Raw genomic sequence first — 10,047 nt, 5'->3', positions numbered from 1 at the left:
AACCCCGGGAACAATTACATCATTATAGCCCTGTCCGATATAAGATTTAAAGACCTTGTTTTTGGAGGCCGTAATTTTCAGATCATTCAGATAATCGAATTCACTTTTGGCGTCAGGCAGGTTTAACGGATTTTTTAAACGGATGTTAGAAGGCACTGTTTGTGCGATCAGTTCGTCCAGAGAATTAATGCCGATGGTTTCGAGCATTTTTGCGGTATCCTGCTTAGTTGGCGCGATATGACGCTGCTCAAATTTTTCCTGATAATCTATATTAAGCTTCATTAAATAGGGGGAATATTGGTCGGGCAAAAGTAAGGAATTTCCCAGTTATTTCTCCCATCACGAGGAGTCATTAAGCTGAATAATGTACGGTATTGTGAATAAAAGGGTTGGGGGAAGCGTGAAGCTAAAAGCATGAAGCGGAAAGCGTCGTGCACTTCGACAGAAGTTTGCTCTGTGCAGAAAGCTTTTTGCTTTTAGCTTTCAGCCTTGAGCCAGAGCTACTCAACCTCCCAGCCCTTATCTTTTTTAAGCTTTAGCTTATATGTTTTTGTGATGAATTCGCTGTTTGAATCTTTACCATTCAAAAATGGGTAAAATTCCGTTTCCACCTTTTTTAGGGATACAGTGGCTTTAGCAGTTTTGTTATTCGATTTAACAAAGTTTACCGGCTTCGCGTCATCCAGAATGTAGGTTATAGCTTTAACCGTTGCTTTGTCTTTGTCCTGATCCAGAACCAGCGGAGCCGCTTTTTCAGTCAGTCTGATCTGATAAACATATGAGGTGTCTTTTGAAAGAAATACTTTTTTCTTTTCATCCAGAACCATCTCGATGAGGCCTTTATCTTCCAGCTCTTTATATTTATCTAAGTCTGACTGATCTTTGCTGCCGCTGAATTTCATTTCCCCAAAATGAAATGTGGTCGTCTCATATTCGGGTTCTATCACCAGATGCTCTTCGATGACTTCTGAAGCGTCATCTTCATTTATAGAGGTTTCATTCTTACAAGAAGTGGCAAAAGCTATAAAAGCTACAAGCATGATCCAGGTTCTTTTCATGATCCTTAATTTAATTTTCTAAGATACATTTGGATCGTATTTTCCAAACCTAAATATAGTGCATCTGAAATTAGCGCATGGCCAATACTTACTTCCAGTAATTCAGGGATCTGCTGAGCGAAGTACTGGAGGTTGTGCAGATCGAGATCGTGTCCCGCATTAAGGCCCAGACCAAGCCTGGTAGCCAAATTTGCCGCTTGAACATACGGTTTAACGGCCTCTTCTTTTCCGGAATGGTATAGAGATGCATAAGCCTCTGTGTAAAGCTCGATCCGGTCTGTTCCTGTACCTGCAGCAGCTTCTACCATTTTATTATCAGGGTCAACGAAAATTGAAACCCGGATTCCTGCAGCATGAAATTCTGCAATAATGCCTTTCAGATAATCCTGGTGTTTTATCGTGTCCCAGCCGTGGTTTGAAGTAAGCTGTCCTTCAGCATCAGGAACAAGTGTAACCTGCGCCGGCTTGTTAGCCAAAACCAGTTCCACAAACTTTTTCTCAGTTGGATTCCCCTCTATATTGAATTCTGTGGCTATGACCGCCTTAAGATCAAATACGTCCTGATAACGAATATGCCTTTCATCCGGACGGGGATGCACCGTTATCCCTTGAGCACCGAAACGTTCACAGTCAAGGGCGACCTTAACCAGGTCTGGATTGTTCCCGCCGCGGGAATTACGGAGAGTGGCGATTTTATTGATGTTGACGGATAACTTTGCCATGTCGCTAATTCAAAATATTTTCCTTTGGGATTCCTAAACGCAAAGCAACTTCTGAGATTATAGCTGACAGTGTGCCAAGTTTTAATGGGTTATGATTGGGTATTGTAATATGATGAGAACCTTCGTCGGTTTTACGGGTCGAGAGAATATGGCTCCCTTTTTGCGTTGTTATCTCATAACCAAATCGTGATAATATTTTAATCAGATCCTGGCCTGAAATTCCTGCTCAGTTTCACTAATCAAAGTATTATTAGTTCTTCCCTTACCATATGTAAGATTTGTGGTTTATCATTTGTATCAAAATGACATTCCACTGCCTCACGAATTTCAATTTTTAAATCATCAATAGTTTCTGCTTCTGTAAAAATGGATTCGCCCATTGCTTTTGCAGTATAACCTCCTTCTAATGCTTCTTCCACCAAAAAAAATAATTCCTTCATGATTTTAAGATTTACATATCAAAGATAGTGAAAATTGATATGTCTGAGGTCTGAGGGTTTTAGCGCTATCAAAGTTAATGGATTGATTTCCATTTGGAGTAGAGTTTATGCAGTTTTGCTCCAAAAATCTTATAATCATTCCCATCCGAAAATCATACTTACCGACTAAGTTTACATGTGCCCAACTTTGGGTAGATGTACGGATAATCTTCTTTAACTAAGATTTGCTTTTCTTCTCAGAGCTGGTCAGCGATAACTTCTCAGACAACAACACAGCCTACACGAGGTAGATGTAAAATGCATAAATAAAGGGAAGGAACATAGTTACGACGGGCATACCTGAAAGGAGCCATAGAACAACAACATCGTTTTACAGGGCATGCGCTGAAAGAAGTGTTTAGACCGGGGTTACCGGGGCGTTAGTTCAGTAGCAGGCACTCGGGTCCATTGACCGAAAGCTTTCAGTAAAAAGACAAGGAAATACCGCAAGCAGCAAGACCGCCCCAGAAAAATTTCCCGGGCGGCCTTAGCTTAGCTTTATATTGTAATAATTAAAACATGATTTACATATTATCCTGCATCATTTTGCCATCCTTGTCCATGACATTCCCGTCGGCATCCATCATCATCCCGTCTTCCATCATCATTTTCTTCCCGTTTTTCATCATCAAAGACCCATCCATCATCATCTTGTTTCCATTTTCCATCATCATGTCTTTATCCATAGGCATCATTTGAGCGTCTTTCATCATCATCATTTTGCCATCCTTCATCATCATCATGCCATTTTTCATCATACCCATGTCGCCGCTCATTTTCCCGTCAGCATCCATCATTTTCCCGTCGGCATCCATCATCATTCCTTCAGTCATCATCATTTTGCTTCCGTCGCTATGCATCATTTCTCCATTCATCATCACCTTACTGCCGTTAGGCATAGTCATGTCATTGTCCATCATCATCATTTTCCCGTCTTTCATCATCATCATTTTCCCGTCTTTCATCATCACGCCCCCGTCGGCCATACCTGACGGCGCCATCATGTCTGTATCGGTTGAATCAGCAGAAGTGGTCGAAGTACCGGACTGGTTACAGGCGGCGAGACAAATTGCAACCGCGAGAGTAAAAATTAATTTTTTCATAATAGTTGTTTAGTTTAAATTAAGTTTAGTTCTAAGTAATTCAAAAATATATCAATTTTTTCTTTAAGTTCTCACAAAAGTGTACTATAAAATTTCTCAGGGGTGAATTCTCCCAAAAATATCACAAATATCCTTAGAACGTATCTTTTTCATTGAAGGGTTGATCCTGTTTGATGTTTAGGGGACAATTAAAACCTAACCATTATAAATCTGTTATACTGGAACATGAAAAGTATTCTCGCAATTGAAGATGACACGGAAATTGTTAAACTATTAAGCATTTTATATAAAGCGCCTGCCTATAGTTTCAGTTCAGCTTACAACGGCAGGGAAGGCATAGAGAAGGCTTCAAAAGAGTATTTCGACCTGATCATACTTGACCTGATGCTGCCTGATATGGATGGCATGGAAATATGCAGGGAGCTAAGGGAAAAGCACATTAGAAGTGTTATTATGATGCTCACATCACATTCGGACGAGATTGACAAGGTATTGGCTTTTGAGCTTGGCGCCGATGATTATGTAACCAAACCTTTCGGGATCCGGGAATTAATGGCCCGTACCAAAGCCCTGCTCCGCCGAACAGAACAGACCTGGCAGGCTGTAGCTGAGCAGCCGCAAGATATTAACTTCAGAGGCTTGCTTATAGATAAAGATAAAAGAAAAGCAAGCATAAGCACGAAACGCCTTGACCTGACGCCAAAAGAGTTTGATCTTTTACTTTTGCTCGCTCAGAATCCCGGAAAAACGTACTCCCGCCCGGAGCTTCTGGAGAAAATATGGGGCTATACTTTCTCCGGGTATGAGCATACCGTGACCGCTCACATTAACCGCCTCAGAATTAAGATTGAAAACGACCTGAGCTCTCCCGAATATATACTTACCAGCTGGGGTGTAGGGTACAGATTTGCGGAATGAAACCGGAGAACATTATATTCAGGCGTATCGGCTTATTGGCCTTAATTCTCATCAGTGCGTTAAGTGCGCTATTCATTACCGTAACCTACTTAGCTACCACGCATTTCTACCAGGCAAGCACTCAACTGCTGAACAGGGACGTAGCCGCACATATCGCAAAATTTTTTTCTCCTTTCGAAGACGGCGGGATCAATAAGCAAAAGGCTGATTCTGTTTTCTATAATGCCATGGTGATCAGTCCGGCGGCTGAAGTATATTTTCTGGACACTCACGGTAAGATCATATATTACCAGGCAGCCGACTCTGCTATTAAGATTTGGCATATACCCTTGTCAGGAATCAGGGAGCACATTCGTTCCGGAAACAGGGATTACATCAAAAGCCCGGACCCGAAAGACCCATCTACACCTAAAATATTCTCCGCCGCCGAAGTTTTCAGAGGGAACAAACGGATCGGATATATCTATGTGATCCTTGGCAGCCTGGAATACCGCAATACTACCGAGCTTCTTTTCAGGAGCCACATCAGCAGCTTGGCGCTTAAAGCGGCTATTATAATCATCCTGGCTTCTCTTATATTAAGCTTATGGTATATTATCCGCCTGCAGCGAAAGTTTAACCACATTATTACCGTATTAAACAGGTTCAGGCAGGGCGATCTGAATGCCCGGTTCATTATTTCCCCGAAAGATGAAATGTGGCCTATAACAGAATCCTTTAATAAAATGGCATCCATGCTTGAGGATAATATTAACCGCCTGAAAAGCCTTGAATCTGAAAGACGGGATTTTATAGCTAATATATCCCACGACCTAAGGACCCCGCTTGCCATTGCACGGGGCTATACTGAAACACTGTTAATTGAAAGGAACGGATCAGATTTTCCGGCGCATGATGAATATTTGGAATTGGTGCTTAATAAAATAAAGCAGGTAGAAAAGCAAGTACTCCAACTGTTTGAGCTTTCCAAAATAGACGCGGTAAATTTTAAACCTGATAAGGAGCCATTTATTTTCTCAGAAATACTTGAAGAGATGCTGAATGCTTCCAGTATCCAGGGTCAGCAAAAAAATATAGTATTAGAGAGTATGCTCTGCCAGGATACCGCAATGATCGCTGCTGATATTAGCGTGATGGAACGGGTTATACAAAACCTGTTAGATAACGCACTTAAATATACTCCTGAGAACGGGCGGATAATGATCAGTATGAAGCATGAATTACATAATTTAGTCCTGCATATAGAAAATACCGGAGAACCGTTATCAAAAGCATTATTAAACTGGATAAATAACAAAGGGGATGAAAGTGTATTGAACCGTCCGAAAAAGGCCGGTCTCGGGCTTGCAATTGTTAAAAAAATAATGAGCCTGCACCATTTCTCTTTTACGGCAAGTGTAAATTCCGGATATGCAAACCATTTTGTAATGCAAATGAGTATTTACAGGCCATCGGAAAACCCGGGGAATAAAGAAATTTGAAATGATTGTAAATTCAAAACATCCTTTAAAAATCCCTCATAATGATGCTTCAAGGCTAAAAAAGCTTAGCCGTTATGATATTTTAGATACTCCTGCCGAAACCTATTTCAATACAATTGCGCTTATGGCAGCGGAGATATTTGATACTTCGGGGGCACTTGTAACATTTGTTGATAAAGACAGGGTGTTCTTTAAGGCAAACGTAAGCAGCTTACTGGTAAATGAAATTAAACGTGAAGACAGCCTGTGCTCTTTAACCGTACTTAATGATGAGGTAACTGTATTTTGCGATACACATGATACTCCCGATCTTTTGTTAAGCCCCTATGTTTCTGCTGAGGGAGGTATCAGGTTTTATGCTGGTGCCCCGATAACCACCATGGAAGGATATAATATAGGCACCGTATGTGTTATTGATGACCAGCCAAGATCTGAGGTTACAGTTAAGCAGTTGAAATTGCTCAAGTTACTTTCAACCTTGACACTGGAAAAACTTGAGTCCCGTTTATCGGAAAGGAATTCTGCACATGCGTATGATGACAACATTCACAGGCTGGTTCATGATATGAAAAATCCGATCACATCTATAATAGGTTACTCCCAGTTAATTAATGAGGAGGAAAATTCTCCAGAAATGCTTAGTGAGTATGCAGGAAAGATCGAAATGGTATCTAAGGGTATGGAACAAAATCTGAATAATTTACTTTGCGACGCCAAAAGTGAACATGCCGCAATAGATCTGAACCTTGAAAGTGTTTCTGTCAGTGAACTTCTCGATTATCTGAAAAGTTCATTTGAGATCGCCCTTAAGAACAAAGGGCAGCGGCTCATAATACACTGCGATGAGGAGGCCTGCTGTAAAATAGATCGTCAGCGAATACAGGATGCACTGGGAAATCTTTTAAGCAATTCCATAAAATATTCTCACCTTAATTCTGATATTCATGTTAACTGCTCTTCAGCCGGTGATGAAATTTTATTCGAATTTAAAGACTTTGGTGTTGGCCTGACAGAAGAGGACCTTAAAAAATTGTTCGTCAAGTTCGCCAGGCTAAGCTCCGTTCCAACAGCGCATGAACGCTCAAACGGATTAGGACTGTCCATTGTTAAAATGCTTGTTCAGTTACACGCCGGCAAGGTTTGGGCAACAAGTGCGGGTAAAAATAAGGGAAGCTCGTTTTTTATTATGTTTCCAAAAAGCTAACCAAAACGCCTTCCCCAAAAGCCGTTGGCAGCTGCGCTAATAAACACGTCGCCAAAACAAGTCCCTGCTTATTTCAATATACTACTGCCCTGTATTTATTGTTTGTTTAAAAACAGTACACTAACAGTATACTTCTGTGATAACTTCTGGAAAATACTGCTGTTACTCTACTGAAAATCGATTGTGAAAATCAACTAAATTTTTTAATTATGAAATCTCGCCTATCACAACCAAATAATTAGCTAATAATTTAATATAAATCTTAAAATAAATTACCATGAAAAAAAGTATCAAATCTCTGGCAATTGCAATATTAGCATTTCCGGCAATAATGTGCATTTCAAATAATGCAAAAGCGCAGGATGACATGTCATCTGATAATATGAAATCACCATCTAAAATGAAAATGAAAGATGATAAAATGAAGATGAAAATGGATATGGCAGAAATGAAAAACTGGCCAATGTCATCTCAAATGGCAGCCAAAGAAATGATGGATAAATATGGCAAGCCCGATGAAGCAACACCAACAATGCTTGTGTGGAATAATAAGGGTGTATGGAAAAAGACAATTATTTCTAAAGAAGAATCAACACATAACTTTCCAAAGATGCATAAGGACTGCATGGAGCAATGTATAAGCTATAGGGTACCTCCCGAAAAATATACGGAGCTGGGTATGTTTGACGGTAGTATAACTGTTGACAGAACACAGGGATTAATCTCTGCCCGCTGTGATAAAGAAGAGAATAACCTACTTGCATTAAACCTTGCTTATGATATTATTATGGGTAAAAAAACTGTTGAAGCAGCCAGAAAAGCTTACGGCGAAAACATTATGAATGCAATGAAAGGCAATAAAGGAGAGTATATGAAAAAATTAATGTTCAACAGCAATATGAACGCCCCTGACCCGGATGTAATGACAATTGGAATGTAAGTATTCACAACTATTAACTTGAACAAATCTAGCAGACTGTCAGAAAGAACTGAGCAATTCATGTTCGACTACTAAGTAAATTATTAAAAATTATGAAAATCAAGTATCTATTTATCGGAACTATTGTTGCAGTGGCGACACTTTCGATTATCAGTTGCAAAAAAAACAGCGATGACAATAATAAAAGAGTTGCGGGTTACCTTTATACCACAACCAACGGGGAAAGTACCAATCAAGTGATCCGGTTTTCGAGACTGGCAGATGGTTCTCTGACAGAAGAAAAAAGCTTTTCCACTAATAGTAACGGCGGGGCCAATGTTGCTGCAGGCGGCGACGCCCATGGCGACTTTGATGCCCAGGGCGCTGTACAGATAATCGGAAATTATTTATTGAATGTTAATGCCGGCGGCAACCAAGTCTCCGTTTTTTCGCTTAATAGAGCAACGGGTGATATTACCTTGAAAAATAACATCAGTTCGGGCGGCACCCGGCCGGTGAGTATCGCTTACCAGAAAAAAACAGGCAGCGCCGATGAATATTGGGTAGTTGTAGGGAATCAATGGAATAATCCGAACATACAAAAAGATGGCGCAAATATTCAACGCTTTCCTAACAATGCTTTTTATCAGCAGGATCTTTCGCTGGCTGACGGGACTGATAATGAAAGGAATATCACCTTATTTAGTTTCAATGCCACTACAGGAGCCCTTACTTTAAGTAAACAATTAGACAAATATGTAAGGCAAAACGGAGGTCCCACAACGGTAAGCTTTAGTGCCGACGGAACAAAGCTGGCGGTAAGCACCTGGGGTATAGCCCATTTTGCTACAGATGCACCCTTGCTAACAGAGCAACGCCCAAGCCGGGTTTACGTCTATAATTTTGCCAATGGAGAAGTTAGCGGCAAACGCTTTTTTGAAGAAGCGGGTATTTCGGGAACTATTGGTTTTAACTGGGATAAAACAGGTAGCAGTAAGATGTATGTATCCAATTTTAATCTGATACCCACTAAAATTCAAAACAGTGTAACCGTATTAAGTGATAACGGCACGGTGCTCAGCAAGGCGGCCAATTTTAGCGTTACCAATGCGTCTGCTATCAATGAGGCTTGCTGGACTGTGTTAAACAGCACCGGCGATAAATTATATGTGGCCAGTTTTCAAACCAACCTGGTATCCACTTTTAATGTGAGTGGAGGTGCACTGACCTTTGGCTCATCAGAAGCCAGGGTTGATCTGGCTCCGAAAGGCGATTCTAAAGACCTATGGCAGTCTCCGGATAACAAATACCTGTACAATCTTGGATCGTTCCAATCCTTTTCCATCAATATTTTTGACGTAAATGGTTCAGGTACTAAATATCGCTCGCAAACTGTTTTAAGTACAACCGCTGCTGGAAAAGGTATCGCAGGCAAGTATAACTTCCTGGGTTTGGCGGGTTTTGATCTGTAGTGGCAGGAGAGGGCGATCATTTAAATATTTTTCAGGAGCAAGCAAGCGGTTGCGAAGACCCTGATGATCTGGCAGCTTTTTGCGACGCGGCAGCTTATAGCCCTCTTTGGATGTAGACACTGATTGTGGACAGATGTAGCAATTGCTGCGGGAATTTGAACCCGGGTTACTACCGATAAACGAGAGGCAATTGCACCAATAAATATTATTGAATTGTATGCAAGCCTTTATGAAAACCGGAGCGCTGGGCGGCTCCCGAAATGCATCCTCAGGCGGGTTAGTTGCCGCGAGCATAATAGTTAACTGTCCGATAATATTTGTTCCGCCACAAGCATGGTAATATTTTTTTACTATTCCTAATAGGCTGGCCATACTGAAATAATGGCCGGCCTATTAGGAATTCTGCATCACTCTTTTGGAGCTAACAACATTTAGGGTTTTAATGCAACGGTATAAAAGATCATTGAAGTTTAATCGGGAAATTTTTAGTTATTGAGAAGACATCGAGCCCTGGTCGATAAGAAAGATGATAAACCTCCAGGTCCGAAAAAGATCTAATCATAACAAAGGATGCTTACCCGAAAGTAAACATCCTTTTTAAATCTCAATTTGTAATGTGCGAAGCACCTAGTTATCGTGTCATGTCCTGAAAAAAGTAGACACTATTATTGTTGTTATTGGAGCTGTTGGA

At 40.7% G+C, this 10,047-nt stretch carries 10 protein-coding genes; 5 read left to right on the top strand and 5 right to left on the bottom strand.

What is annotated here, in order from left to right; all coding sequences use genetic code 11:
* The 5 genes from WKF69_RS16470 to WKF69_RS16450 form a co-directional block, all read right to left on the bottom strand.
* Nucleotides 1–282: hypothetical protein (locus WKF69_RS16470; RefSeq protein WP_340383294.1), on the bottom strand; the 282-nt coding region annotated here is incomplete at its 3' end.
* Nucleotides 283–500: 218 nt separating this feature from the next.
* Nucleotides 501–1,058, bottom strand: a complete 558-nt coding sequence (locus WKF69_RS16465; RefSeq protein ID WP_340383292.1) for a hypothetical protein — start codon at nucleotides 1,056–1,058, stop codon at nucleotides 501–503.
* A 5-nt stretch (nucleotides 1,059–1,063) separates the two neighbouring features.
* Nucleotides 1,064–1,780, bottom strand: coding sequence for a pyridoxine 5'-phosphate synthase (locus tag WKF69_RS16460; RefSeq protein WP_340383290.1), 717 nt, complete (start codon nucleotides 1,778–1,780; stop codon nucleotides 1,064–1,066).
* 239 nt (nucleotides 1,781–2,019) lie between these two features.
* Nucleotides 2,020–2,220, bottom strand: coding sequence for a 2-oxoisovalerate dehydrogenase (locus tag WKF69_RS16455; RefSeq protein ID WP_340383288.1), 201 nt, complete (start codon nucleotides 2,218–2,220; stop codon nucleotides 2,020–2,022).
* Between the two features lie 563 nt (nucleotides 2,221–2,783).
* Nucleotides 2,784–3,362 carry a DUF6799 domain-containing protein gene (locus WKF69_RS16450; RefSeq protein WP_340383286.1) on the bottom strand — a complete coding sequence of 193 codons (579 nt, stop codon included), beginning with the start codon at nucleotides 3,360–3,362 and terminating at the stop codon, nucleotides 2,784–2,786.
* A 225-nt stretch (nucleotides 3,363–3,587) separates the two neighbouring features.
* Here WKF69_RS16450 and WKF69_RS16445 point away from each other — a divergent pair, with 225 nt between their 5' ends.
* The 5 genes from WKF69_RS16445 (at nucleotide 3,588) to WKF69_RS16425 (ending at nucleotide 9,356) form a co-directional block, all read left to right on the top strand.
* Nucleotides 3,588–4,280: a response regulator transcription factor gene (locus WKF69_RS16445; RefSeq protein WP_340383284.1), complete on the top strand. Its 693-nt coding sequence runs from the start codon at nucleotides 3,588–3,590 to the stop codon at nucleotides 4,278–4,280.
* Nucleotides 4,277–5,761, top strand: coding sequence for a HAMP domain-containing sensor histidine kinase (locus WKF69_RS16440; protein ID WP_340383283.1), 1,485 nt, complete (start codon nucleotides 4,277–4,279; stop codon nucleotides 5,759–5,761). Before WKF69_RS16445 ends, WKF69_RS16440 begins: the two co-directional genes overlap by 4 nt.
* Nucleotide 5,762: 1 nt before the next feature.
* Nucleotides 5,763–6,965: a GAF domain-containing sensor histidine kinase gene (locus WKF69_RS16435; protein ID WP_340383281.1), complete on the top strand. Its 1,203-nt coding sequence runs from the start codon at nucleotides 5,763–5,765 to the stop codon at nucleotides 6,963–6,965.
* A 277-nt stretch (nucleotides 6,966–7,242) separates the two neighbouring features.
* Complete coding sequence (locus WKF69_RS16430) at nucleotides 7,243–7,905, top strand: hypothetical protein (RefSeq protein WP_340383279.1); 663 nt, start codon at nucleotides 7,243–7,245, stop codon at nucleotides 7,903–7,905.
* A 92-nt stretch (nucleotides 7,906–7,997) separates the two neighbouring features.
* The gene (locus WKF69_RS16425; protein WP_340383277.1) at nucleotides 7,998–9,356 is read left to right on the top strand and encodes a hypothetical protein; all 1,359 of its coding nucleotides are present in this window, start codon (nucleotides 7,998–8,000) and stop codon (nucleotides 9,354–9,356) included.
* Nucleotides 9,357–10,047 lie beyond the last annotated feature (691 nt).

It is taken from the genome of Daejeonella sp. (assembly GCF_037719425.1).
Lineage (GTDB): Bacteria > Bacteroidota > Bacteroidia > Sphingobacteriales > Sphingobacteriaceae > Daejeonella.
The sequence above is the reverse complement of the archived record's forward strand: the minus strand, read 5'-3'. Positions and strand labels throughout refer to the sequence as shown.

Excerpts from the sequence above, each read along its gene's own strand:
- WKF69_RS16465 (WP_340383292.1), bottom strand. The coding sequence starts at position 1,058 with ATGAAAAGAACCTGGATCATGCTTGTAGCTTTTATAGCTTTTGCCACT.
- WKF69_RS16460 (WP_340383290.1), bottom strand. The coding sequence starts at position 1,780 with ATGGCAAAGTTATCCGTCAACATCAATAAAATCGCCACTCTCCGTAAT.
- WKF69_RS16455 (WP_340383288.1), bottom strand. The coding sequence starts at position 2,220 with ATGAAGGAATTATTTTTTTTGGTGGAAGAAGCATTAGAAGGAGGTTAT.
- WKF69_RS16450 (WP_340383286.1), bottom strand. The coding sequence starts at position 3,362 with ATGAAAAAATTAATTTTTACTCTCGCGGTTGCAATTTGTCTCGCCGCC.
- WKF69_RS16445 (WP_340383284.1), top strand. The coding sequence starts at position 3,588 with ATGAAAAGTATTCTCGCAATTGAAGATGACACGGAAATTGTTAAACTA.
- WKF69_RS16440 (WP_340383283.1), top strand. The coding sequence starts at position 4,277 with ATGAAACCGGAGAACATTATATTCAGGCGTATCGGCTTATTGGCCTTA.
- WKF69_RS16435 (WP_340383281.1), top strand. The coding sequence starts at position 5,763 with ATGATTGTAAATTCAAAACATCCTTTAAAAATCCCTCATAATGATGCT.
- WKF69_RS16430 (WP_340383279.1), top strand. The coding sequence starts at position 7,243 with ATGAAAAAAAGTATCAAATCTCTGGCAATTGCAATATTAGCATTTCCG.
- WKF69_RS16425 (WP_340383277.1), top strand. The coding sequence starts at position 7,998 with ATGAAAATCAAGTATCTATTTATCGGAACTATTGTTGCAGTGGCGACA.